Source organism: Mesorhizobium sp. FG116 (assembly GCF_057809835.1).
Genome location: NZ_JBMDKS010000005.1, coordinates 76,936 through 100,168 on the forward strand (window position 1 = coordinate 76,936; position 23,233 = coordinate 100,168).

Sequence of the window (23,233 nt, forward strand, 5' to 3'; positions counted from 1 at the left end):
AATTTTGATAATTCAACCGATTTAACAGATGAAAAACGGCATGTCCACGTTATGGATTACAAGTTGGGTGCGGGGCATCAACCTGCGAGCCAATTCTTCAGCCATAGCCAGAAGCGACGCAGGAACCCGCTTGAAGCAAGGGCGGCTTCGATTGCTTCGCTGGTTTTCTTGCCGATGATGCCGTCGGCGTCGAGGCCATGATCAGCCTGGAATTGTTGTGCCGCTGCGAGGGTTGATGGGCCAAAAATGCCGTCGGCCGATACCGGATAGCCAAGAGCCGTCAGAGAGCGCTGGAGGTGAGCGACGGCTTGCCCTTGCGACCCCGGCCTCAGCAGCGTGGATGGGGCGAAGGTACTTAGAGGCTTGCCGGTGACATAGTGCTGATAGGCGTCGGCAATCTTCTCATCGTAGTTGTTCTTTTTGTAGTTGGGCCCGTTGTAGCCGTGGGCAAACGCTGGCCAGTCGTGACTACGCAGAGGCTCCGCCAAGCCGGCTTTCTCGATGTACCGGACCATCAGTCTGACCTGGCCGAAAGCGCCGGAACGAGCCTCCTCGACCAGAGCCTCCACGCTTTCGTAGCCCAGCCATTGCCAGTGCGCGCCCATGACCTGTCCGAGACCCCAAGATACGGATTCATATGCCGCCTGCGCATCGATTGCGGCTGCCTGTTTCAGCATCTTCCACCGGTCCGGCTGGGTTTTAGGGTTGGCTATCGCTCCGGCAGTTGGCGACGCGAGGCCTTGGGTTCGCGCCTGCTGCTGCTTCTCGCCGTTCAGCCTGCGGTCGAAATAGTGGCCTTCGAAGCGGATCAACGGTTCCTGTTTGCCTTCGACCAGAGCAAATACCTGGCCTGCGCTTTCCACGGCCGTCACGGCGAGCAATGCGGCCGGTTCGAGACCGGCATCCAGCGCGGCTTGCTTGATTTCGTTGACGACGCTTTCGCTGAACATGTTTGCACCGAATCTCCTATTGGCCTGGCAAGTGTCACGCAAAGTCTGCCGACGTGGGCATCTCGAACCAAAGCCAGAGGCTTGTATCCACGCTTGTGAACCGATACGGGCACTCATCATGAACGAAAAGACCGTGCAAGGGCCGTTCCAAGTTGCCGCGCTTTACCGATTTTGCCGGTTGGAGCGCTTCGAGAGCCTGCGTCCCCCGCTGGCCGAATTTTGTTGCGCACGCGGCATCAAGGGCACGCTTCTCCTAGCGCATGAGGGCATCAACGGTACCGTCGCAGGTAGTGAGGCTGCGATTGGAGAACTGATTGCTCACCTTCAATCGATCCCGGAATTTGCCGAGCTGGAGGTGAAATATAGCCACGCTGCGGAGATGCCGTTCCATCGCATGAAGGTGCGTCTCAAGCGCGAGATCGTCACGATGGGCGTGGACGATGTCGACCCGCTCCGCAGTGTCGGCGCTTATGTGGAGGCAGGCGACTGGAACGCGCTGATTTCCGATCCAGACACGATCCTGATCGACACACGCAACGACTACGAGGTGGCGCTAGGAAGCTTCGAGGGGGCTGTCGATCCGCACACGTCGAGTTTCCGCGAGTTTCCCCGCTGGGTCGAGGAGCATCGTGGTGACCTTGAGCACAAGAAGATCGCGATGTTCTGCACCGGCGGTATCCGCTGCGAGAAGGCGACCGCGTTCGTGAAGTCGCTTGGTTTCGAGGATGTGTTCCATCTGAAGGGCGGCATCCTGAAATATCTGGAGCAGGTGCCGGAGGCCGAGAGCCGATGGCAGGGCGAATGCTTCGTCTTCGACGAACGCGTGTCGGTGTCGCATGGATTGGCGGAAGGCGATGCGCAGTTGTGCCGGGCCTGCAGGCATCCCTTGACGGCAAAGGACCTCGCATCGCCCAAGTACCAGGCCGGCATTTCCTGTTCGTACTGCCACGACAAGCGCTCGGAGGCGGACCGCGAGCGCTATGCCGAACGGCAGAAGCAGGTGGAACTCGCCCAAAGACGGGGCAAGGGCCACATCGGCAGTTGAATTTGGCGAGTGCGCCAAACGCAAAACGTTGCGCTGTCATTGTAATGCCAAGGTTCGACGCCTACCTCACCGACACAGGAAACGTGCCCGGCCGGGCCAACTGCGGAGGTGCTGATGTTCGACCCCAAGAAACTGCTCGACGATCTTTTGGGTTCACAGGTTCCTGGAACGGGTTCGACCGTGCGGGACAAGGCAGGGCAGGCCGTACAGATGGCCAAGGACAATCCGCTGGCGGCGGGCGCCCTGGCTGCCGTGCTGCTTGGCACGGGCGCTGGCCGGCGGGTCACGGGCGCTGCGCTGAAGCTCGGCGGTCTCGCTGCAATCGGCGGCCTTGCCTACAAGGCATATCAAAACTACCAGAACGGCAAGGCACCTGCCGAAACGGCCAATTCCGGGCAACCCGAATTGCTGCCGCCTCCGGCGGATACAGCTTTTCACCCCTCGCAGGCACCGCAGGGTGAATCCGAGTTTGCGTCCACGCTTGTCCGGGCAATGATTGCCGCAGCCAAGGCAGACGGCCGCATCGATGACGATGAGCGCCGCAAGATCGGCGACAAGTTCAGCCTGTCGGGATTGGATGCTGATGCAGAAGCCTTCCTGAAGGCCGAATTGGATGCTCCGCTGGACCTGGATGTGCTGGTCGCGGCTGCCCAGACTGACGCACAGAAGGTCGAGCTTTACACGGCATCCCGTCTCGCCATCGATCCGGATACCCGCGCCGAGCGTGGCTATCTCGATCTTTTGGCCGGGCGCTTGGGGCTGCCGGATGCGTTGGTCGAGCACGTCGAGGCGACCGTCAGCGCTGCAAAGGCACCGGTTGCAGTGCCGGCGTCCAATCCGAAATCGCCCTGGTGAGCGGTGCGGAGCCAAGGATAAAAGTTTAGGCTTCTGTTAATCCAACAGGCGCATCATTTTTGACAGTCGGACCCGCTTTCCTCCTCCCGAGCGTGGTCCAGATCAGGGGCGGTCGCCAATGACCGCCCTTTTTTCGCGTCTGGTTGGCTGTTTGGCCATCGTCAGCGAAGCCACCGACACCCCACCCATTGCATTTCCATAACTTGCCATGCGTACCGCCATTTGCGATGCACGTTCCACGGAGGAAAAGGCATGGACAGCAAGGGAACTGCGATCGTAACCGGTGCCGGCACCGGCATCGGCAAGAGCGTCGCCCTAGCGCTGCTCGAGGCGGGGTGGAACACCGTGTTCTGCGGTCGGCGCAAGGAACTGCTTGATGCCGCTGTGTCAGAGGCTGGCCAAAAGCAGGCGCGGGCACTGGCCGTATCCTGCGATATCTCTGATCCCGATCAGGTCGATCGTCTGTTCGAAGAGACAACAGAGACGTTTGGCCGCGTCGATCTTCTCTTCAACAATGCCGGCATTGCCTACAAATCGACGACTATCGATGAAATTCCAGTCGAAGTTTGGAACGACGTGCTGGCGGTCAATCTCACCGGTTCATTTCTGTGCGCGCGGGCCGCTTTCCGAACCATGTGCGCGCAAAAGCCGATGGGCGGTCGCATCATCAACAATGGTTCCGTGTCGGCGCATGCGCCGCGCCCGGGCTCGGTCCCCTATACAACAACCAAACATGCCATCACCGGCCTGACGAAGACGCTGGCGCTCGACGGACGACCCTTCGATATTGCCTGTGGCCAGATCGACATCGGCAATGCCTTGACAGAGATGGCCGCGCCGATGGCGGTTGGCGTTCCGCAAGCCAATGGCACGATTGCCGCTGAAGCGGTGATGGATGTCAGCCGCGTGGCGGAGGCCGTGGTCTATATGGCTGGCCTGCCGCTTGACGCCAATGTCCTATTCATGACCGTCATGGCCACCAAGATGCCTTATGTCGGGCGAGGGTAGAGCGAACACCAGGTTACTTCGACTTCAGGAAGGCCTCGATCCTCTCCAGTGCGCGCAGGATGTTCTCCTCGGAGTTTGCGTAAGACAAGCGCATGTAGCCTTCGCCCAGAACGCCGAAATCGGGGCCGCCAATCAGTGCAACGCCGGCTTCTTCGAGCAGGGCCGAGGCGAGTTTCTTGGCTTTCCAACCGGTGCCTGAGATGTTTGGAAACGCATAGAATGCGCCCTTCGGCGTGATACAGGAAACGCCGGGCAGCGCATTCAGCCCCTCGACCACAAGTTTGCGGCGTCGATCGAAGGCACGCATCATCTTGTCGGCGTCGTCCTGAGGTCCATCAATTGCGGCGATGCCCGCGTATTGGCTGGGCGCATTGACGCAGGACCAGCAGTTGACGGCCAGCTTGCGAACCTTGTCGTAGAGGTGAGCGCCCTTGTCGCCATTCGGCCAGATCGACCAGCCCATGCGCCAGCCGGTCATCGCCCAGGTCTTCGACCAACCGTTCAGAACGATCAGCCGGTCTCGAATTTCAGGAAACTGCAGCAGCGAGCAGTGCTTTTCGCCGTCATATGTCATGACGTCATAGATCTCGTCCGAGAGGATGGCGACGTCTGGATGCGCCTCCAGACCTTTCACCAATTTCTCGATCTCGGCACGCGGCGTGACGCCGCCGGTCGGATTTGCCGGCGAATTGAGGATAAGCAGGCGGGTCTTGGCATTGATGAGCGAAAGCGTCTCTTCCGCGGAGAAGGAAAAGCCATTTTCTTCGCGGATCGGCACCGGGACCGGCTTGGCGCCGGTGAATTCGATCATCGAGCGGTAGATTGGAAAGCCGGGATCAGGATAGAGGATCTCTGCGCCGGGTTCGCCGAACATCAAAATGGCTGCGAACATGGTCGGTTTGCCGCCCGGCAGGATCATCACCGTTTCAGGCGAGACTTCGACGCCGGTGGTGGTCAGAGTGCGGCGTGCGACAGCTTCACGCACGGCCAGAAGGCCGGTGGCCGGCGTGTAGCCGTGGTGGCCGTCGCGCAATGCCTTGATTGCCGCTTCGACAATGTGCGGTGGGGTTTGGAAATCGGGCTGGCCGATGCCGAGATTGACGATGTCGCGGCCCTCGTGGGCAAGGGCGGTCGCCCGTGCCAGAACGGCGAAGGCGTTTTCTTCGCCGAGGCGGTCGAAAGCCGAAATGGTGTGGAGCATTTTCCCGGTTCCTGTGGTTCTTTCGAAACGGTCACTTTCTTGTGAGCCTGCCCACTCAAAGTCAATGGATTGGAGTGTCACGTGTCCGAGGATCTGAACAACTGGCAGCCACGCCCGCGCCCGGAAAGAAAGGTTCTCGAAGGTCGCTATGTGAGGCTGGAACCGCTGGACGCAGCCAAGCATGGCGATGGCCTTTTCGATGCCTCGACAGTGGTCGACGCAGACGGCCGCTTCGCCTGGCTTTTCGAGAATCCTCCACAGACCCGTGCGGAATTCCAGACCTGGCTGGAGAAAGTCGCTGCAAGCCAGGATCCGCTTTATTTTGCAGTGATCGATATTGCGACCGGCAAAGTCGCCGGACGCCAGACGCTCATGCGCATCGAACCGAACCACGGTGTCATCGAGATCGGGAGCATATACTGGGGACCGCTGATTTCCAGAAAGCCGGCTGCGACGGAAGCACAGTTCCTGTTCACCAAATATGTGTTCGATGAACTCGGTTATCGCCGTTACGAATGGAAGTGCCACAACGACAACGCGCCCTCGAAACGGGCTGCTGAACGGTTTGGCTTCAAGTTCGAGGGAATTTTCCGACAGCACATGGTTGCCAAGGGCGCTAATCGCGATACCGCCTGGTATTCGATCATCGACAAGGAATGGCCAGAGCTCAAGAAAGCCTACGAGGGCTGGCTTGATCCCAGCAACTTTGATAGGGATGGTGCGCAGAAAAAGCGCCTAGAAGATTTCAGTAAGTGATTGGCGCGTAAGGTTATTTTGTTACGCGAAAGGCTGTGCGATGGCGCATGCCCATTCTCATGATCACGGTTCGCACGAACATGGGCACGGCCATGGTGCCGGTGCCAACGTGCACGGTTCGACCGACAAAAAGCGTGTTCTGCTCGCGGCTGCCCTGACCGGCGGTTTCATGATTGCCGAGGCCGTGGGCGGGTGGTTCACCAACTCGCTGGCGCTGCTTGCCGATGCCGGCCATATGCTGACCGACACACTGGCTCTCAGCCTCGCCTGGTATGCTTTTCACCTTTCGGATCGACCAGCCACGGGACAACTGACCTATGGCTTTGGCCGGGTCAAGACGCTGGTGGCCTATACTAACGGCATCGCCATCTTCGTCATCGCGCTCTGGATCGTCTACGAAGCGTGGCAGCGGTTCATGGACCCGCCGCCGGTGCTGGGCGGTCCGATGCTGGTGATTGCCGGGCTGGGATTGCTCGTAAACATCGCGGGGTTTCTGATCCTGCATGGCGGTGATCGCGACAGCCTCAACATGCGCGGCGCGATCCTTCATGTGCTGGGCGATCTGCTAGGCTCCGTTGCGGCGATTGCCGCGGCACTGGTGATCATCGCAACGGGTTGGACGCCGATTGATCCGATCCTGTCTGTCTTCGTGGCGGTCATCATCCTGTCTACGGCGTGGAGGCTGATGCGCGAGGCGGCACACCTGCTTCTTGAAGGGACGCCGGCGGCGCTGGACCGTGACGCCATTGCGGGCGACCTGGTGACAAGCATCGCCGGGTTGCGCGAGGTTCATCACATGCATGTGTGGTCGCTCGACGGCGCCAAGAACATGGCAACGCTACACGCTTGTCTTGAGAAGGGCGTCGATGCGCACACCGCAATCAGCGCCATCAAGAAGCGCCTTGCCACCAAGCATGATATCAGGCACGCAACGGTGGAGCCGGAGTTCGATCACTGTGCCGACAGCCATGACGACCATGGCCATTCGCACGAGAACGTGCCAAAGCAGCGGCACTATCATTGATTGGCGGGCACCAGCGCCCGCACGTTCAAATTCGGGATTTAACAATGGATCGAGAGACCAGGAACGCGGCGATTGCCGCGCTGTTGATCATCGGGATATTCGGCTCTTTCGCCTACTATCTACCGCAAATCATGCTTGCTACGGGAGAGGTCTCGTCAATTCTGGCGGTGGTAGTCGTCGCCGTGTTCATGGTGGCGTTGTTCGTCCTGTTCTGGCTTCGAGGCATCAGCCAGCGCAGGAAAGGCAAGTAAGCTAAGCTGCTAGGCGCTGAGGCTTGCCGATAGAAGCAGCAAGCCAAGCAGGAATACGAAGGCCGCGCCGCCGATCTCGATGACGCTGTGGATCGTGTTGCCCAGCCTGCCGTCTCCGGCCATCAGGACGGCCCAGTTCTTGGCGGTGACGGCAAGCGTGGCCAGCACCGAAACGGTGATCGCCGTGCCAAGCGCCATGCCGAGCACCGAGAGGATGCCTGCCAGCCACAAGCCGTTGAGCAAGGCAAAGGAAAGCACGATCAGTGCGCCCGAACAGGGCCTTATGCCGACCGCGGCAACAGCGGACCACGCTGTGCGCCAATCGAAGCGCTCGCCCGAGAGGAGGGCGGGATCCGGTGCATGGGAATGACCGCAGGTCGCACAGACATCGCCATCATGATGATGGTCGTGATGGTGGTGACCGTGATCGTGGTCATGTCCATGGCTATGGCCACGGTGGTGGTCGTGGTGTGCATGATGGTGGTCGTGATTATGGTCGTGGGCGTGCGCGGCATTGGCATGCGCGGCCGACAGGCTGTGCGCGGGACCGGCGCCGGCAAGCCGGCGCAGCAGCGGGCCGGCTTTTTGCCACAACAGCCACGCGCCGAAAGCCGTGACAAAGACGTAGCTGGCGATTTCAAGGAACCATGCGGCGTCCGTCATCGAGACGGATGTGCCGCGCAGGACGAACCAAGCCAGCAACATCACCACGATCGCAGTCAGCGCCTGCAGGAAGGCTGACACGAAGGACAACATTACGCCCCGCCTGAGTGCGACTTCGTTCGCCACCATGTAGGACGAGATGACTGCCTTGCCGTGGCCCGGTCCGGCCGCATGGAAGACGCCATATGCGAAGGAAAGACCGATGAGGAGCCACATGTTTCTGCCGTCGTCGCGCATTGCCTTCATCGTGGTGGAAAGCGAGCGGTAGAAAGCCTGCTGATGCTGGTTGATCCAGACCAGCCAGTGCGAGAAGAGGCCGGTTGATGGGGCAATGGCGTCGTTGGTGCCGATGCCGAGTGAGCTTTGCGCATGGGCATGCCCGACGAGATGCGCCGCCACATAGACGAGAGCCAGGGCTGCAAATGTGGCGCGAACGAGCGTCTTTTTCATGGGACTACCTTAAGCCTGGCAAGTGAGTTCGAGCTTCGTTGCGAAGATCTTGCTCATGTCCGTGCCGGTCGGGTCGTTGAAGAATGCGTCGGTCAGGGTCTGCTGATTCTGCGCGATCGCCGTGTCCGGATCAGGGCGGATGACGGTGCGCGTGCAGGACGAGGGCAGGCCTTCGACAGCCATGTTCTCATCCTCGGTGAAATCGATGGCGGTGTAGAAAGTGGGGTCGTAGATGCCGAGGTCGATCTTGCCGGAGAGCGGGATCGGCGTTTCGGGCGTGGATTCGAACAGCACGATCAACTGGGTGTTCTCGAGGTTCGCCATGAGCGCGGCCGGCGGCTTCATCTTCACGTCCTTGCCGTCAAGCGTAACCAACTGGAAGTAGTTGTATTCGGCCAGCGAGGTGAAGATCGTGTCCGAAACTTCCTTGAGTTCATCGTCATCCAGCTTGAGGTCGGAATTCTTGTCGAACTCCATGAGAACGGTGCTGGAGAAGAGGTCGTCGAAGCGCCACAGGTGCCTCAGTGCAGTGATCGACTTGTGATCAGGGGAGAGAACGACATCAAGCCGCGCTTCGGCGAACACGTGTGGGTGCACGCTCGCGGGGGCTGTCGCGGCGAAAAGACCAGCCAAGGCCAATCCGACCGGAATAAGTCTGCGTTTCAAAGCCATGGGCTGGCGCGATTCCCTCGATTGCCGCAATTCGCCGAGGGTTATCAGAAAGCGGGCGAAATTGGGACCGCACGCCGATAGTCGAAATTATGCCGCTTCGCGGGCCTTGAACCACTGGGCGAGGAAGTCGACGAAGACGCGTACTTTTGCCGGCAGGTAGCGGCGATGCGGATATACGGCGAAAATGCCGCCGCCCTGCAAAATGCGGTCGTCGAGAACCGGAACGAGACGCCCTTCGATGATTTCCGGGGCGGCGATGAAATCGGGCAGGATGGCGAAGCCAAGACCGGAAACCGCTGCCGCGCGCGCGACCATCGGGCTGTTCACTTCCAGCGGGCCGGACACGGAAACGCTGATGGTGTCGCTTGCGTCGCCCTTGAAAGGCCAATTGGACAGCCAGCGGCCATTGGTGTCGACGATGCAGGGAAGGCGGGCGAAGTCCTGGGGTTTCGTTGGCGTGCCGTGCTTGGCGATCAATTCCGGCGAAGCGCAGATACGCACTGAAAAGGGTGACAGCCGCTTGGCGATCAGGGACGAGCTTTCCAGGCGCGAGATGCGGATGGCGAGATCGAAGCCTTCTTCGACCAGATCGACGAAGCGGTCGTCGAGATCGATTTCCAGTACGATGTCGGGGTGCTCCTTGGCGAAGTCCACGAGCGATTGGCCGATCGGCGCATCGGCAAAGGTGCGGGGTGCCGAAAGCTTGATGCGGCCGCGCACGTCACCGGAGGATTCGCGCACGGCGTCGGCGAGGCTGTCTACTTCGCGCACGATTTCCGAGGCGCGGCGGTAGTAGGTATGGCCGGCTTCGGTGAGCGAAAACTGGCGCGTGGTGCGGTTGAGCAGGAGCGCGCCGAGTTCGTCCTCCAACTCGCGTACATATTTCGACAAAAGCGCCTTGGACCGACCGATCTTGCGTGCGGCTGCCGAAAAGCCTTCGGCCTCCACCACATCGATGAAGGCGCGCATGCGGGTCAGTGTATCCATGGTATCAGCCCTTTGCCGCGTCGAGGATTTTGCGTCCCAGCTTCAATAGCGCCTTGTCGCTGCCGGCAGGGCCAAGCAGCGACAGGCCGAATGGCGCGCCGTGAACGGTACCCAGTGGCAGTGTCACTTGTGGAAGGCCCGTCAGGCCCGACAGGCAGAGCAGCTTCAGAGCACGTTCGCGATAGTCGAGCAAGGCGTCATGGCCTGCATCTTTCAAAGGTGCAGCACCGGGAACGGTCGGTAAGACAAGAAAGCCGTCGTTGCCAAGCAGGCCGGCCAGTTCCTGTGTCACCGTCAGTCTGCGGGCGCGTTCGCGCTTCACGTCATCGGGATTTTGCGTGCGGCCAAAATCGAAGCGTTCCTTGACGCCGGGGCCGAGTTGCGGGTCTGAACCGGAGATCCATGCGCCATGCTCGGTCCAGGCTTCGTCAGCCTGGATATGGCGGAAACACCAGTAGAGCTGCTCCGGCGTCGTGCTGAATTGGACCGGCTGAGGTTCTCCCATTGTCCGCGCTGCGATGGCCTTCAGCCTCTTGTATTCGGCGGCTTCTTCCTGCCCGGCCACCAATGCATCCTGCCAGCCGAGAAAAAGGGCGCGCGTCAGATTGATGCCGCCGCGATCCGGACCCAGCAATACGTCGCCGACCGCTTCGTAGATATCCATATCGCGGGCGAACCAGCCGAAGGTGTCGAGGCTGGATGCCAGCTTCATCGCGCCTTCGAGCGAGATGCGGCCATGGCTGGTGCGCAAGCCGATCAGGCCACAGAAACTGGCAGGGGCGCGGATCGAACCGCCTGTATCGGAGCCGATGGCGATATCGGCAAGGCCACCCGCGACGGCTGCAGCCGAACCGGATGACGAACCGCCTGTGACTCTATCCGGTGCTGCCGGGTTGATTGGGAACGGAAAATGCGCGTTTTGCCCCATTAGCGAGTAAGCGAGTTCGTCGGTCTGGGTCTTGCCGACGAATCGGGCTCCCGTATCGAATAGTCTCTGAATGGACGGGGCTGATTTTGTCGCGGCTTTGGCCTCGGCCTGCTTCTTTGGATTGCCGCAACCGGTGCGATAGCCGGCAACGTCGAAAATATCCTTCACCGCCAGAGACAGTCCGCTCAACGTGCCGTTTCCTGCATTGGAAACAGGCACTTGCGGCAAATCGAGAAAGGCGTTGAGCGGGTTGCTTGATGCTGCCATTGTTTTCAATTCTGATACGTTTTCTGCAACATTGTTCGATGACGCAGTTTTTTCAACCCAACCGCAGAATTTAATTGATTGTGAAGGGTGATCTTCCTATATCGCGCTTGCCCAAAGTCGCACGTGCCTGTGGGCGTCCCCCGATCCTCGAATGGCGAGGCAATCGGGACGGTACCCGGGAAGTAACGAACCCGGTCGGATAAGCGGCCAACCGCCAATCCGAGGACGCCTTGAAGCAACGACGGTGCGGGCCTTTCTGGTGTCTGCCGATCGTCCATAGATCGGGGTTACTGAAGAGGCACACCTTCATTGCCGGCAGTGCGGAGGGATTTCCCATCCAAGCCAAGGCAGACAAAGCGAGCCGGAGCCGGGCAAGGCTTCAGCTCACCGCCGCGAGATGGCGTTTCGTGGTTCCGGTGTCTCCACCGGCCGGCTCCACGAGGCTTCCGCCCCGCCTTTGTTTGACCGCGCTATGCGAGGCCGCGCGCCCGCACATGCGCAGCCCTTGTGCACGCCGGTTTCGGCGTAGATGGAGCGACTCTGATGGCGACCCAGCGTATCCTCGACTTCCTTGCTACCCGACGTCCGAGCGGCCCTTGCCTCGTCGTTGACCTCGATGTGGTGCGCGACAATTTCCGCGCTTTCGAAAAGGCGCTGCCGGATTCCAAGATCTACTATGCGGTGAAGGCCAATCCTGCGCCGGAAATCCTGCGCCTGCTCGCTTCGATGGGCTCGTCCTTCGACACCGCATCGGTGGCCGAAATCGAAATGGCGCTGGATGCCGGTGCGCCCGCATCGCGCATCTCGTTCGGCAACACGATCAAGAAGGAGCGCGATATCGCGCGCGCCTATGAATTGGGCATTCGCCTTTTTGCCGTCGATTGCGTGGAAGAGGTCGAGAAGGTGGCACGCGTGGCTGTAGGCAGCCGCGTGTTCTGCCGCGTGCTGACCGACGGGGAAGGCGCGGAATGGCCGCTGTCGCGCAAGTTCGGCTGCGTGCCGGCAATGGCCGTCGACGTGCTGCGCCATGCGGCTTCGCTCGGCCTTGACGCCTATGGCGTCTCCTTCCATGTCGGCTCGCAGCAGACGGACCTTTCCGCCTGGGACCGCGCTTTGAGCGATGCGGCCAAGGTATTCGGCACGCTTGCCGAGGAAGGCATCGTGCTGAAGATGGTCAACATGGGCGGCGGCTTTCCGACACGCTATCTGAAGGACGTGCCGGCGGCGCAGGCCTATGGCCAGGCCATCTTCGAGGCGCTTTCCAAGCACTTCGGCAATCGCATTCCGGAGACGATCATCGAGCCGGGCCGTGGCATGGTGGGCAATGCCGGCGTGATCAAGTCCGAGGTGGTGCTGATTTCGAAGAAGGCCGACAACGACAATGTGCGTTGGGTCTATCTCGACATCGGCAAGTTCGGCGGCCTTGCCGAGACGATGGACGAGGCGATCCGCTATCCGCTGGTGACGCCGCGCGATGGCGACGCGGTGGCACCTTGCGTGCTGGCCGGTCCGACCTGCGATTCGGCTGACGTGATGTACGAGAAGGCACCTTATCCGCTGCCGCTTTCGCTGACGATCGGCGACGAGGTGCTGATTGAAGGTACCGGTGCATACACCACGACATACTCGGCGGTCGCCTTCAACGGGTTTGAACCTCTCCGATCCTACGTGATCTGAGAGTTCGGGCAGAAAGGTCGGTGGACTTCAAAAGCCTGCCGACGTTCGATTCCGAACTCACTGCCAGCGTCATTCGTCGGCGGTTCGCTTGTGGAACAGATCTCCGCTCGTGAAGGATTGCGGAAATGGAACTAGCTCAAGATAAACATGCTATCGCGACGGGCATTGCCGTCATTGCAGAAAATGCCGCCGATGGCACGGCGCGGGAAGCATTGCTTGACCGTGCGATGGGGCCGGGACGCAAACGCAAATCGTCGGAGATGTTGCGGCGCGGCCGGCGTCCGTCGGAAGGCCTGGCCTTTGTCGCACGCAATGAGGCGGGCGCACTCATTGGTACAGTGCGGCTGTGGGATGTCGTGTTGGGCGAGGGTGGGGCGCCTGCGCTCCTGCTCGGTCCGCTCGCCGTCGAACCTTCGCTCAAGGGCGCAGGTGTAGGCTCGGCGTTGATGCTACATGCAATTGCCGAAGCCGCGCGACTGGGTCACCGCGCCATCCTGCTGGTGGGCGATGAGCCCTACTATAAGCGCTTCGGATTTTCTTCGCAGAAGACCGGGCAGCTTGCCATGCCCGGCCCTTATGAGCGGCATCGCTTCCTGGCGTTGGAGCTTGCCGAGGGCGCGTTGGATGGTGCTGTGGGTACGCTGAAAGCTGCAGGTCGCAAGTCGCGCCCGAACAAGCCCGAAGCCGCCTGAAACGAAAAAGGCCGCCCGATGCAGGCGGCCTTTTTTGAATTCGAAATTCCTGCGTCAGCCTATCAACTGGCTGAGTTGCATGGCGATCGACATATCACCTTCGATCTTCAGCTTACCGGTCATGAACGCCATGGTGGGGTTGAGGTCGCCTGCGATCAGCGATTCCAGATCGTCGAGCGAGAGCTTGATCGTGCAGTCGGCGGGGCCGTCCGTGGTCGAAATGGCGGCACCCTCGATCAGGATCACGCCGTCGCTGCCGGTATCGAACTTGACCGAGCGGTCGAAGCCGGCGCTCTGGACCTGTGGCTTCAGTCTTTCTGCAATTTCCTGGACGCCCATGGCACTTCCTCGTCGTTGCGCGTTCACGCGGTTGGATTTGCCCGGGCAGCGCCCAGGCCGCTTGATGGCGCATAGGCGCCGTTCTCTTGGGTATATGGCGTATATGACGTTTACGTCAACGTTATTTCAAGGTGGAAGCCCGCTTCGCGGTAGGCCTCAGTGCTCGCTCTTTGGCTCGGTGCCTTGCGAATCTTCCGGTTTGGATGGCTTGCGGCGGCGCTTGGCATTGTCGCGGATGTCATCCTTGGTCAGGAAGTCGATCTGGTCGACCAGCACTTCCTTGACCAGATCGGTGCCGACGCGGGCATTGATGCTGTCGCGCAGGCTTGCCCGAAAGGCATCGAGATCAAGCGTCGTCTTGTCGGAGAAATCAAGCTGCGGGTTGGAATAGAGGTAGGAGTAGACCTGATCGGTGATGATAACCGTCGGCGGTATGGATAGCTTTTTCAGCTCCGCCGGTTCGGCGGTGAACACCAGCTTCGTCAGGAAGTAACCGTCGACGCGGGCATTGCGGACATAGGGCACGGTGATGATGTCGGTGTTGACGTAGTCGAGCCCGCCCATCATCGGCTTGGCGGCTTCGGCATCGTCGCGTGCGCCGGCAGTCTGGAACGAATAGAACACCGCGCCGACAGTGACGGCACAGATCCAGAGCGTGGCGACGATGAACTTGATCATCTGGCGGCGGTCCCGGCCGGGATCATGGCTGCGCCCAGCCGAACTGGCCGGCCGAATAGGTGCCGTCGGCTTCGGCGTGCTGGATGGCGTTCTTCAGCAGGTTGGCCACTTCCTTGACCGCATTGAGGTGGGCCAGGATGGCGGCTTCGTTGCGGGCAAGCTTCTGGCGCAAGCGGGTCAGCCCCTCGCGATGTTCTGCCAGCAGGTCGGGTTGATCGACGCCCTTGATGGCGCGGTTGAGCTCATAGAGATAGCGGCTCTTGCGCGCGTTCGACGCCTTGATGTCGAAAGCGGGGTTGTTGCGGATCGCAGCAGTTTCTTCCTCGACGGCTTCTTCGATGCGCCCGATTATGGCGGCGAGGTTGCCCGGATGCTGGGCAGTGACTTGCCGCGCCGGACTTGCCGTCGGTGCGGGAAGGTTGGACGTGAATTCCGAATAGTCCGTCATCGGGCTACACCTTCTTGCTTACTGCCGGAGCCTGATCGTCGCGCAGTGTGCGTGTGATCTTCATCTGGAACTCCTGCACGAGAGATGTGGACAGTCGCGCCTGATCGTCGATTTCCGCCTTCTGCGGGCTGGTCGACACAGGGCCGATCGGCACCTTGCGCTTGCCGTCGAGGTAGTGTTCGGCTGCAAGCGATTTGGCGATGCCTATGCCGCCATTGTCGGCGACGACGCCGGCCAGATGCTCGGCAAGCTGGGACTTCCACATGTCGCCGGCCAGGCCCTTGCCGTAGACGCCTTCGGCATCCTTGGGCAGCATGTTCTGGATGAAGGTCTGCAACACCATGGCTTCGAAATGCTTGAAATTTTCGGCGGTGGCATCCGGACCAGACGCATTCGTCGTGCGCGACAACGTGGGCGCGGTGCTCGCTGAAAAATGCGCTTCGCTTGCGCCGGTGCGTTGCATCAACTGGGCGCGCGCCTGCTGGATGTCGGCAGGGTTCGCCGCGCGGGCAACGTCGAGAACGATGTCGCTGGGTGGGGAGATCGCCAAGGAAAAGACCTTCTGCCGATTGTTGCCGTGATCATCGCGCAACAAGCTTGTGGCAACCTGACTTTCCGACCTCAGTCGGATGGGCGCTTCTGCTCGATGAGATCTAGCCGCTCCCGGTCGGACTGATGGCGCTCCTCCAGGCGGCGGGCTTCATCGTAGGCACGCTCGACCATGTTGGTTCTTGCTGTTGCCGCAGCGACCAGCGCGGCTTCGTTGCGGGCATTTTCAAGATCGGCTTCGCTGCGCGCAACGGCTTTGGCGATCCTTCGATTGTAGAGGTCGGGGAAAAGACCGGACAGGGAACCGGGCGCGTCGAAGGTTTCCACCAATGTTTCTGCCTCCAGCTTCGCGGCCGCCGCATTCGATAGAAATGTTGCCCGGCGCGTTTCGTGCAACGCCTTCAACTGCTCCTGCACCTGAACGAGTTTCTTCAGACGTTCCTTGCGCGACGTCATTGCCTTACCTCGCCAGTGTGATGTCGATGAAGCCGTCCACGAACAGGGACAGCATGGTGCCGAAGGCGAAGTAGAACAGGATCAGGCCGCCTGCGATGACGAATGGCAGCGAGATGAAATAGATCGGAATTTGCGGAGTGAGCTTGTTGACGAAGCCGATCGTCAGGTTGACCAGAATGGCATAGGCGATGAACGGGCTGCCAAGGCGGATGACGAGGAAGAAGCTTTCCGAGAGCGTGTCGGCAACATCCACCAACGCCGCTTGCGGATTGAAGAACACGTTGACCGGGGCAATTGCGTAGGAAGAAACCAGCGCACGGATCACTTCCAGATGGAAATCGAAGACGAAAAGCAATAGCAGGGCCGAGAAGGAGATCAGCGCGGCCAACGCCGCCTGTGGCTCGGCCTCTTCGATTGATGGGCCGCCCATGCTGTTGAAGCCGATCTGCATGGCAAGCGCCGCACCAATGAAACGCAAGGCCTCCATGTAAAGCCGCGTCATGGCGCCGATCAGGCCGCCGATCAACAACTCGGAGACGATCATCGGGGCAAGGACGGCGGGGCGCGCATCGACAAACGGGTAGATGCGGTCCCAGAGGAAAACGAGCAGGCCGGCGGTCACGGCCACGGCAAGGAACAGCCGGACCTGCAAGGGAACGCGCACGCTGGATAGGCCGGGCATAATCATGAAGCAGGCGCCGATGCGGCAAAAGGCAAGAAACGCCGCCACAACGACATTTTCCGCCAGCAAGCTCACGATATCGTCCCAAGCACCCTGATTTCGACGCCCTTGGCGATCTCGACATGCGACAGCACGGGCAAGGTCGTGAACAGGCGTTCGACGATCATGCGGACGTAAGGCCGGGCATCGGGTGCGGTGACGAGCACGAACCGTTCGCCGGCCTCGAGGTGCTTGCGGATCGCCTTGGTGGCGTCCTGTCCGAATTCTTCCAACTGGCGCGGGTCGATGTCGAATTCGCGTATCTCGCCCTTGGCGTCTCGCTTCAGGCTCTGGTGGAACGCAAGGTCCCAGCGGTTGCCGAGACGCAGGACCTTGAGAATGCCGCCTTCGGACAGGTCGCCGCAAATCTGCTGGGCCATGCGGATGCGGACATGTTCGACGATCTGTTCGGTGCGGCGCACATGCGGCGCGATTTCGGCAATCGCCTCAATGATGAGGTGCAGGTTGCGGATCGACACGCGCTCGGCGAGGAGCAGTTTCAACACCGCCTGCAGACCGGGATAGGAGATATGCGTGGTGCAAATCTCGTCGGCCAGTTTGCGGTATTCCGGGTCCTGTCGCTCCAGCAGCGCCTTCATGTCCTTGTAGGACAGCAACTGCGGCAGGTTGTTGCGGATCACTTCCGACAAATGGGTAAGCAGCACCGACATGTTGTCGGCATAGGTAAACTGCTCGCGCTTGAGGTCTTCGGCGAAGGTATCCATGACCGAGTAGGCGCGCATGCCGAAAGCCGGCTCACGCACTTCTTCGCCGGGGATGTCGGGTAAATCGCGCGTGCCCAGTAAGACCATGATTTCGCCCACGCGCATCTCGTATTCGGCCACGACCGTGCCGTGGATCTTGATTTGATAGCTCTTGGGCGGGATGGCGAAATCGTCGGTCAAGCGCACTTCCGGCACGACGAAGCCATACTGCGTGGCGAACTTCTTGCGCATCTTCGACATGCGGAATGCAAGTTCCTGATGCGAACCCAGGAGACGAGTCGATAGCTGCTTGCCAATGAGAAGCTCGATCTCCGCCGTGGCCAGCGACGCCTTGACCGAGTTCTTTTCTTCTTCCGCCTTTGCAGCGGCTTCGGTCTTCTTCACTGCTTCCTGCTCGGCAATCTCGCGATTGTGGCGAAGCGGAATGACGTAGCCAAGGCCAGCCATGGCAAGCGCCAGCACGAGAAATGGAACGAGCGGCAGACCGGGCATCATGCCAAGCAGGGCGAGAAGCGAGGCGGCGACGTAGAGCGCGCGCGGATATGCGCCAAGCTGGCCGAACACCGCCTGGTCAGCCGAACCCCGGGTGCCGCCCTTGGAGACCAGAAGGCCGGCGGCCAGAGATACGATCAGCGCCGGGATCTGGGTAACGAGGCCGTCGCCGACAGACAGCTTGATGAACACGTCGGCCGCTTCGCCCATGCTCATGCCGTGGCGCAGATAGCCGATGGCGATGCCGCCGACGATGTTGATGGCGGTGATGATGAGGCCTGCAATGGCATCGCCGCGCACGAACTTGGAAGCACCGTCCATGGAGCCGAAGAAGGAAGATTCCTCTTCCAGTTCGCGACGCCGCAACTGCGCTGTCTTGTCGTCGATCGTCCCTGCGGAAAGGTCCGCGTCGATCGACATCTGCTTACCGGGAATGGCGTCCAGGGTGAAGCGTGCACCCACTTCCGCGATGCGGGTTGCGCCCTTGGTGATGACGATGAAGTTCACCACGATCAGGATCAGGAATACGATCAGGCCGATGACGAAATCGCTCGACATGACCAGCTTGGAAAAGCCGCTGATGACGTAGCCGGCAGCATGGGTGCCTTCATTGCCATGCGACAGGATCATGCGGGTGGTGGCGATGTTGAGCGAAAGTCGCAGCATCGTGGCAATCAGAAGGATCGTAGGGAAAGACGAGAAGTCTAGGGGCCGCTGGATCCACAGCGCAACCATCAGGATCAACACCGACAAGGCGATCGAGAAGGCAAGCCCGATATCGATGAGGAATGCGGGGATCGGCAGGAACAGCACGGCTAGGATGATGACGATGCCAAGCGCGAAAAAGACATCGCGGCCGTTGCGCGCAGCGGTGCCGGTCGAGATGCTTTCGCTGATGGCCATCGTGTCGTCACGCCTCATGCATGGCGCAGCGCTAGGCAGCGCCACGGTTGGCCGAATCTACCGGCTCAAACTTGCGCGAGGGTGGGGAAGCCGTGGCTTGACCTAGTGCAGGTCGATCGGTCCCTTCGGGGTAACGATCGCCTGATCGGCGCTGGTCGGACGTTCGATCATGCGGCGCACGCGCGGACGGTCTGGGCCGCTGTGGAGGGCGCGGATGCGCTCCGTGATCGCGCTGTCGGCGAATGTCGCGCGGGTGTTGTGGCGCACATACTCCAGCCATGTTGGCGTATGGTAGGTTTCCATCCACATGTCCGGATTTTCGAGGTCACGCGCCAGCGTCCAGTTGCGGGCTCCGTCGCGGCGGCGAATACGGCCGCGCTCGGCCATGAGTTCGATGAACTCGGGCAGGTCTTCGTCGCGAATGATGTATTCGATCATGATGGCGATTGGGCCGCTGCGCGGCTTGAGATCGAGCGACAGAAGGGGTTCTGTAAAGCGGTTGAGCGGGTCGAGATTGATTGCCGCCAGTTGCGGCAGCGGTACGAGGAAGCCAAGCGCGCCGCCGGCGAGCATGGTGATTGCGGCTGCGATCAATGCCGTCTCGACCCCATGCGTTTCTGCAACAACACCCCAAATCCAACTGCCCAACGCAATGCCGCCGAAGGTTGCGGTCTGGTAGATGGATAGCGCCCTGCCGACGACCCAGCGCGGGGTTGATAGCTGAACGGTTACGTTGAAGTGCGACAGGGCCAGCACCCAGCAAGCACCACCTACGAGGAGACCGGCGCAGGTCATCCACGCCTGTGAACTGACAGCCGCGACCAGCGCGCAAATGGCGAAGCCTAGGAAGGCGCAACGAACCATAACTTCACTGGAGAGCATCTGGCGCAGCCTGCCGCTGATGAGCGCGCCTCCGACCGCGCCGAGACCGAAGGCACCCAGCATGATGCCGTAGGTCAGCGGCCCGCCCTGGACTAGGTCACGCGCCACCAGCGGAAGCAGCGCAAGGATCGAGCCGGTGGTGAAACCGAATACCGATGCGCGCAACAGTACCTTGCCGATGTTGGGAGACATGGCCACGTAGCGAACGCCGGCACCCATGGCCGCGCCCAAGGTTTCACGCGGCAATTTGGCGGCGGGAATTTGGGGGTTCCAGCGAAACAGGACAAAGATCAGGGCTACATAGCTTGCGGCATTGGCGGCGAACGCCGCTGCGGCCCCTGCCGCGGCCACGATCATGCCACCAATGGCGGGGCCAATGCTACGGGTGAGGTTGAAGCCGACAGAATTCAGCGCAACGGCGGCAGGCAGATCGGCGCGAGGGACCATGTCGCCGACCGAAGCCTGCCATGAGGGGTTGTTCAACGCAGTTCCGCAGCCAATGAGGAAGGTGAAAGCGAGTAGCGACCAGGGTGTGATCAAGTCGAGGTAGGCGACGACAGTAAGCAGGATCGACACCGTGACCATGAAACACTGCGCCACCAGCATGACCTGACGCCGCCCGAAGCTGTCGGCGATTGCGCCTGAAAGCAGCGAGAAAAGCATGATCGGCAAGGCTGTTGACGCCTGGACAAGGGCGACCATGTCGGAGGACGTGGTGATCGACGTCATCAACCACGCGGCACCGACGCTCTGTATCAGGCCGCCGAAGTTCGATGCCAGGCTGGCGGTCCACACGGCGCGAAAAATACCGTGCCGAAAGGGCGCCAGAGTGGATCTTCTTTCAACTTCAGCTTCGTCGTCGATCACGCATCTCGCTCCGGCAGCATGCGGATTTTTCTCCGATTGCCTCGGATACTGCACAGCCTTTCGGATTCTAGGCCACTGCAAAGCATAGAGCGACCGTCTTCTAGGTCCAGACAGGCTCTTTCAACAGGCAATGGCAGGTCGGGCCGATGGGCTAGAAGCCGTTCTCGACCCGTTCGAATATGACATTGGTAAAGGCTGAAATCTGGCTGCCCACGAATGGGCCGGTGAGCGCGACCACCAGCATGATGGCGACGATCTTCGGCACGAAGGTCAGCGTGATTTCCTGAATTTGGGTCAGCGCCTGGACAAGCGCGATGCCGATGCCGACGACCATGGCCACGAGCACGACTGGTGCGGAGGCGACGAGAACCGTCCACACCGCATATTGCATGATGTCGAGGGCGTCGGCTTCGTTCATGGCTTCAAGTCTACGCCCTTGTCCGGTGCAAGGACACTGGCCCGGTCAGCCTGTCCCGATTCAATTTGTCAGCTTGCGTTTTTCACGGTGACGCCGGGGCCGACCGCGACTTCTGCGCCGCCTTCGAGTATGGCGGTTATTCCGCTTGCCGTGAGGCGCACCTCTTTCACGACACCGCTGGTTTCTCCATCGGCGGAAGTGAGCAGGTGGCCGATCAGGCTGTCGGCTTGTGCAAGCGCAGAAGACTGCAGGATCTGGTCGAGCTTGGTGTTGGTCTGGACCGTCTGTTCGACCTGGGAAAAGGTCGCAAGCTGCGACACATATTGGGTCGAGTCCATCGGCTGGGTCGGGTCCTGGTTCTTCATCTGCGCAATCAGCAGCCGCAGGAAGGAATTATAGTCGACCGTCGTCTTCGATTTTGCCGATGCCGGATTTGCGGTCGGGGGCAGGGCTGTCGTCATATCCACGTTCATGGTCAGCGGGCTCCTACTGCCAGCGGGCGGACTTCGCCCATCTCATCGTCGTCGTTTTGCTGAAGCGCCTCGCGCTCGAACGCATAGAGGGAGCGAATTGTCTTCAACGCTTCGAAGACATTGTCTTCGCCAACCATGCGGTCGACCTGCTTGAGCGGGTTACGAATGCGCTCGTCCTTGAAGCTGGCCAGCAAGAGCGGCAGCGAGCGGCGGAACATGTCGCGCGCGTCCGGAGCGCCTTGCGGGTTCATCAGCATGACCTGCAGGATGAAATAGAGTTGTTTGAGCGGAGTAGACGCGTCTTCGGGCTGCAGAACATGGCTTTCGAGAAGGAACTGGACGTCGTTGAGCAGTTCCATGGTGACCTTGCGGTCAAAGCGGACAACTGCGCCGTTCAGATAGATCTTCTCATTCGCCTTCAGGGAAAGCTTGAATGTGTTGCTCATTGAATACCGTCCCTGATGATCTGGGAAACTTCGATGACGCCTTCGAAATTGTTGGTCCTGCCCTGGCGGATATCTTCTGTCTCGCGAAGCACCCACAGGCCGATTGAAATCAGGTTGGCGCGCAGTTCCTTCGGCAGAGCGTTCTCGTTGGAGCCGAGGTCTTCGACAAACGTCGTCCAGACGCGATTGGTGAAGTGGAGCGCCTCGACGGCTTCGAGCGACTCCGATCCAACCGCTGCTGCTGCCGTCAGGAGATCGATCGAGCGGCTCAATAGCTGACGCTCACGATCCTTCGCATCGGCAACGGAGTCCGTTTGAATGTCGGCGTAGGAAAATTGATACATCGCTTGTCCGTCCGATCAGGTCAGGTAGTTCAAGAGGCTGAGTTGCTGGATGCGCGCGGTCAGCGCGAAGGATGTCTGGATGTGGGACATGAGGTCGTTGACGCGGTTGGCGGCCTCGTAGGGGTCGACGCCTTCCAGATCGATGATGTGGCGCTCAAACAGGTCCACCTGCGTGTTGATGCGTTCGCTGGCGCCAGATACCCGGTTTTGAACGATGCCCGTCTGCGACTGCAGCTGGCCGAGGTCCGAGATTGCTTCGCCGGCAAGGGCGAGCGCCTTCGCGGCTGCTGCGTTCTTGGCAGCGGTGCTGAGGTTGCCGGAAAATGCCTCGCTGACGATGGCGGCGGCCATTGCGATCTTGCGCAGACCCTCCTGGTTGGCGCTGACCGAAGTCTCGGTCGTCTCGTTGAGGGCAATGCGGCTGACGATCTGCTGGTCCGTCGCGTTGGACCAGTTGGCCTGCCAACCTGCGCCCATGAATTGCGGGGTCACGTCGTTGGTCAGGAAGTCGTCCATGTCGGTCGCGGAAATGTTTGCGGCCGCCGGGTCGTTCTGGGCAAAGCCGAAACGCGCCAGGAAGGCGGCGTCGAAAGCCGCCTTCGCCGGGGACGAGGTAGCCGAATAGTCGTTGATTGGCCTGACATCGGTGTTGGTGCCGGCGAACAGATATTCTCCGTTCAGGCTGGAGTTCAGCATCGACGTCAGGGATTGTAAGGTGGAGCGTCCGCTTTCGGCGGCGACGCTGTCAGGCATGTCGCCGGAAGAGGCAACCGTCATGCTGGAGAGCAGTGATTGCGCGGCGCTGACAATTTGGCTGAGCGCGTCCTGTGTCGATTTCAGGCGCGAAGACACCAGCGCGTTTGAATCGACGATGCTGTTCAATCGGTCGAGGTCGCGGTGGAAATTCACCGATTGCGACGTGTTTGCCCCCAGGGTCAAACCGATGTCGGCGACCTTGCCGCTGTCCAGTTCCTTCTGTGCCTTGACCAGATCGACCTGCATGCGCGTTTGCGAGTAGCGCATGGCGTTCGAGATGGCGGAGGAGGAGACAGAGACAGCTTTCATG

At 60.5% G+C, this 23,233-nt stretch carries 27 protein-coding genes; 8 read left to right on the top strand and 19 right to left on the bottom strand.

Annotation, left to right across the window (positions count from 1 at the left end; all coding sequences use genetic code 11):
• Nucleotides 1-77 precede the first annotated feature (77 nt).
• Nucleotides 78-950: an N-acetylmuramidase domain-containing protein gene (locus ACODTY_RS06480; protein ID WP_488993473.1), complete on the bottom strand. Its 873-nt coding sequence runs from the start codon at nucleotides 948-950 to the stop codon at nucleotides 78-80.
• Nucleotides 951-1,068: 118 nt separating this feature from the next.
• Between ACODTY_RS06480 and trhO the strand changes: the two genes are divergently transcribed.
• The 3 genes from trhO (at nucleotide 1,069) to ACODTY_RS06495 (ending at nucleotide 3,858) form a co-directional block, all read left to right on the top strand.
• Nucleotides 1,069-1,995 (top strand): oxygen-dependent tRNA uridine(34) hydroxylase TrhO, encoded by a 927-nt coding sequence (gene trhO, locus ACODTY_RS06485; protein ID WP_488993474.1) that lies wholly within the window; start codon nucleotides 1,069-1,071, stop codon nucleotides 1,993-1,995.
• A 114-nt stretch (nucleotides 1,996-2,109) separates the two neighbouring features.
• Nucleotides 2,110-2,850 (top strand): tellurite resistance TerB family protein, encoded by a 741-nt coding sequence (locus ACODTY_RS06490; RefSeq protein WP_488993475.1) that lies wholly within the window; start codon nucleotides 2,110-2,112, stop codon nucleotides 2,848-2,850.
• A 252-nt stretch (nucleotides 2,851-3,102) separates the two neighbouring features.
• Nucleotides 3,103-3,858 (top strand): SDR family oxidoreductase, encoded by a 756-nt coding sequence (locus tag ACODTY_RS06495; RefSeq protein WP_488993476.1) that lies wholly within the window; start codon nucleotides 3,103-3,105, stop codon nucleotides 3,856-3,858.
• 13 nt (nucleotides 3,859-3,871) lie between these two features.
• On the opposite strand, the gene ACODTY_RS06500 is transcribed toward ACODTY_RS06495, so the two are convergent.
• The gene (locus ACODTY_RS06500) at nucleotides 3,872-5,059 is read right to left on the bottom strand and encodes a pyridoxal phosphate-dependent aminotransferase (protein WP_488993477.1); all 1,188 of its coding nucleotides are present in this window, start codon (nucleotides 5,057-5,059) and stop codon (nucleotides 3,872-3,874) included.
• 81 nt (nucleotides 5,060-5,140) lie between these two features.
• Here ACODTY_RS06500 and ACODTY_RS06505 point away from each other — a divergent pair, with 81 nt between their 5' ends.
• The 3 genes from ACODTY_RS06505 to ACODTY_RS06515 are packed head-to-tail and all read left to right on the top strand — an operon-like array spanning nucleotide 5,141 to nucleotide 7,090.
• Nucleotides 5,141-5,815, top strand: a complete 675-nt coding sequence (locus ACODTY_RS06505) for a GNAT family N-acetyltransferase (RefSeq protein WP_488993478.1) — start codon at nucleotides 5,141-5,143, stop codon at nucleotides 5,813-5,815.
• Nucleotides 5,816-5,855: 40 nt separating this feature from the next.
• Nucleotides 5,856-6,839 (top strand): cation diffusion facilitator family transporter, encoded by a 984-nt coding sequence (locus tag ACODTY_RS06510; RefSeq protein WP_488993479.1) that lies wholly within the window; start codon nucleotides 5,856-5,858, stop codon nucleotides 6,837-6,839.
• 44 nt (nucleotides 6,840-6,883) lie between these two features.
• Nucleotides 6,884-7,090: a hypothetical protein gene (locus ACODTY_RS06515; protein ID WP_488993480.1), complete on the top strand. Its 207-nt coding sequence runs from the start codon at nucleotides 6,884-6,886 to the stop codon at nucleotides 7,088-7,090.
• A 9-nt stretch (nucleotides 7,091-7,099) separates the two neighbouring features.
• Here ACODTY_RS06515 and ACODTY_RS06520 read toward each other — a convergent pair whose 3' ends face one another.
• The 4 genes from ACODTY_RS06520 to ACODTY_RS06535 all read right to left on the bottom strand — a co-directional run bounded on the left by ACODTY_RS06520 (nucleotide 7,100) and on the right by ACODTY_RS06535 (nucleotide 11,057).
• Nucleotides 7,100-8,203 (bottom strand): nickel/cobalt transporter, encoded by a 1,104-nt coding sequence (locus ACODTY_RS06520; RefSeq protein ID WP_488993481.1) that lies wholly within the window; start codon nucleotides 8,201-8,203, stop codon nucleotides 7,100-7,102.
• Nucleotides 8,204-8,212: 9 nt separating this feature from the next.
• Entirely contained in the window at nucleotides 8,213-8,875 is a 663-nt protein-coding gene (locus ACODTY_RS06525) for a DUF1007 family protein (RefSeq protein WP_488993482.1), read from the bottom strand.
• 87 nt (nucleotides 8,876-8,962) lie between these two features.
• On the bottom strand, nucleotides 8,963-9,862 hold the full coding sequence (locus ACODTY_RS06530; RefSeq protein WP_488993483.1) for a LysR family transcriptional regulator: 900 nt from the start codon (nucleotides 9,860-9,862) through the stop codon (nucleotides 8,963-8,965).
• Nucleotides 9,863-9,866: 4 nt separating this feature from the next.
• Nucleotides 9,867-11,057 carry an amidase gene (locus tag ACODTY_RS06535; protein WP_488993484.1) on the bottom strand — a complete coding sequence of 397 codons (1,191 nt, stop codon included), beginning with the start codon at nucleotides 11,055-11,057 and terminating at the stop codon, nucleotides 9,867-9,869.
• Between the two features lie 543 nt (nucleotides 11,058-11,600).
• Here ACODTY_RS06535 and odc2 point away from each other — a divergent pair.
• The gene (gene odc2 / locus ACODTY_RS06540) at nucleotides 11,601-12,734 is read left to right on the top strand and encodes an ornithine/lysine decarboxylase (protein WP_488993485.1); all 1,134 of its coding nucleotides are present in this window, start codon (nucleotides 11,601-11,603) and stop codon (nucleotides 12,732-12,734) included.
• A 125-nt stretch (nucleotides 12,735-12,859) separates the two neighbouring features.
• On the top strand, nucleotides 12,860-13,426 hold the full coding sequence (locus ACODTY_RS06545; RefSeq protein WP_488993486.1) for a GNAT family N-acetyltransferase: 567 nt from the start codon (nucleotides 12,860-12,862) through the stop codon (nucleotides 13,424-13,426).
• Nucleotides 13,427-13,480: 54 nt separating this feature from the next.
• On the opposite strand, the gene ACODTY_RS06550 is transcribed toward ACODTY_RS06545, so the two are convergent.
• The 13 genes from ACODTY_RS06550 to ACODTY_RS06610 form a co-directional block, all read right to left on the bottom strand.
• Nucleotides 13,481-13,765 carry an SCP2 sterol-binding domain-containing protein gene (locus tag ACODTY_RS06550; RefSeq protein WP_488993487.1) on the bottom strand — a complete coding sequence of 95 codons (285 nt, stop codon included), beginning with the start codon at nucleotides 13,763-13,765 and terminating at the stop codon, nucleotides 13,481-13,483.
• Between the two features lie 156 nt (nucleotides 13,766-13,921).
• Nucleotides 13,922-14,443 carry a hypothetical protein gene (locus ACODTY_RS06555; RefSeq protein WP_488993488.1) on the bottom strand — a complete coding sequence of 174 codons (522 nt, stop codon included), beginning with the start codon at nucleotides 14,441-14,443 and terminating at the stop codon, nucleotides 13,922-13,924.
• 22 nt (nucleotides 14,444-14,465) lie between these two features.
• A complete protein-coding gene (locus ACODTY_RS06560) occupies nucleotides 14,466-14,891 on the bottom strand; it encodes a hypothetical protein (protein ID WP_488993489.1) in 426 nt (141 codons plus the stop codon).
• Nucleotides 14,892-14,895: 4 nt separating this feature from the next.
• Nucleotides 14,896-15,441: a rod-binding protein gene (locus tag ACODTY_RS06565; protein ID WP_488993490.1), complete on the bottom strand. Its 546-nt coding sequence runs from the start codon at nucleotides 15,439-15,441 to the stop codon at nucleotides 14,896-14,898.
• A 71-nt stretch (nucleotides 15,442-15,512) separates the two neighbouring features.
• Complete coding sequence (locus tag ACODTY_RS06570; RefSeq protein ID WP_488993491.1) at nucleotides 15,513-15,896, bottom strand: hypothetical protein; 384 nt, start codon at nucleotides 15,894-15,896, stop codon at nucleotides 15,513-15,515.
• Between the two features lie 4 nt (nucleotides 15,897-15,900).
• Entirely contained in the window at nucleotides 15,901-16,644 is a 744-nt protein-coding gene (fliR, locus tag ACODTY_RS06575; RefSeq protein WP_488993564.1) for a flagellar biosynthetic protein FliR, read from the bottom strand.
• Between the two features lie 5 nt (nucleotides 16,645-16,649).
• Complete coding sequence (gene flhA / locus ACODTY_RS06580) at nucleotides 16,650-18,737, bottom strand: flagellar biosynthesis protein FlhA (RefSeq protein WP_488993492.1); 2,088 nt, start codon at nucleotides 18,735-18,737, stop codon at nucleotides 16,650-16,652.
• A gap of 102 nt (nucleotides 18,738-18,839) precedes the next feature.
• Nucleotides 18,840-20,486 carry an MFS transporter gene (locus ACODTY_RS06585; protein WP_488993493.1) on the bottom strand — a complete coding sequence of 549 codons (1,647 nt, stop codon included), beginning with the start codon at nucleotides 20,484-20,486 and terminating at the stop codon, nucleotides 18,840-18,842.
• 151 nt (nucleotides 20,487-20,637) lie between these two features.
• On the bottom strand, nucleotides 20,638-20,904 hold the full coding sequence (gene fliQ, locus ACODTY_RS06590) for a flagellar biosynthesis protein FliQ (protein ID WP_056246570.1): 267 nt from the start codon (nucleotides 20,902-20,904) through the stop codon (nucleotides 20,638-20,640).
• 68 nt (nucleotides 20,905-20,972) lie between these two features.
• Complete coding sequence (gene flgD / locus ACODTY_RS06595; RefSeq protein WP_488993494.1) at nucleotides 20,973-21,377, bottom strand: flagellar hook assembly protein FlgD; 405 nt, start codon at nucleotides 21,375-21,377, stop codon at nucleotides 20,973-20,975.
• Between the two features lie 2 nt (nucleotides 21,378-21,379).
• Nucleotides 21,380-21,823, bottom strand: a complete 444-nt coding sequence (gene flbT / locus ACODTY_RS06600) for a flagellar biosynthesis repressor FlbT (RefSeq protein ID WP_488993495.1) — start codon at nucleotides 21,821-21,823, stop codon at nucleotides 21,380-21,382.
• The gene (gene flaF, locus ACODTY_RS06605) at nucleotides 21,820-22,167 is read right to left on the bottom strand and encodes a flagellar biosynthesis regulator FlaF (protein WP_488993496.1); all 348 of its coding nucleotides are present in this window, start codon (nucleotides 22,165-22,167) and stop codon (nucleotides 21,820-21,822) included. Before flaF ends, flbT begins: the two co-directional genes overlap by 4 nt.
• A 15-nt stretch (nucleotides 22,168-22,182) precedes the next feature.
• Nucleotides 22,183-23,232, bottom strand: coding sequence for a flagellar hook-associated family protein (locus ACODTY_RS06610; protein WP_488993497.1), 1,050 nt, complete (start codon nucleotides 23,230-23,232; stop codon nucleotides 22,183-22,185).
• Nucleotide 23,233 lies beyond the last annotated feature (1 nt).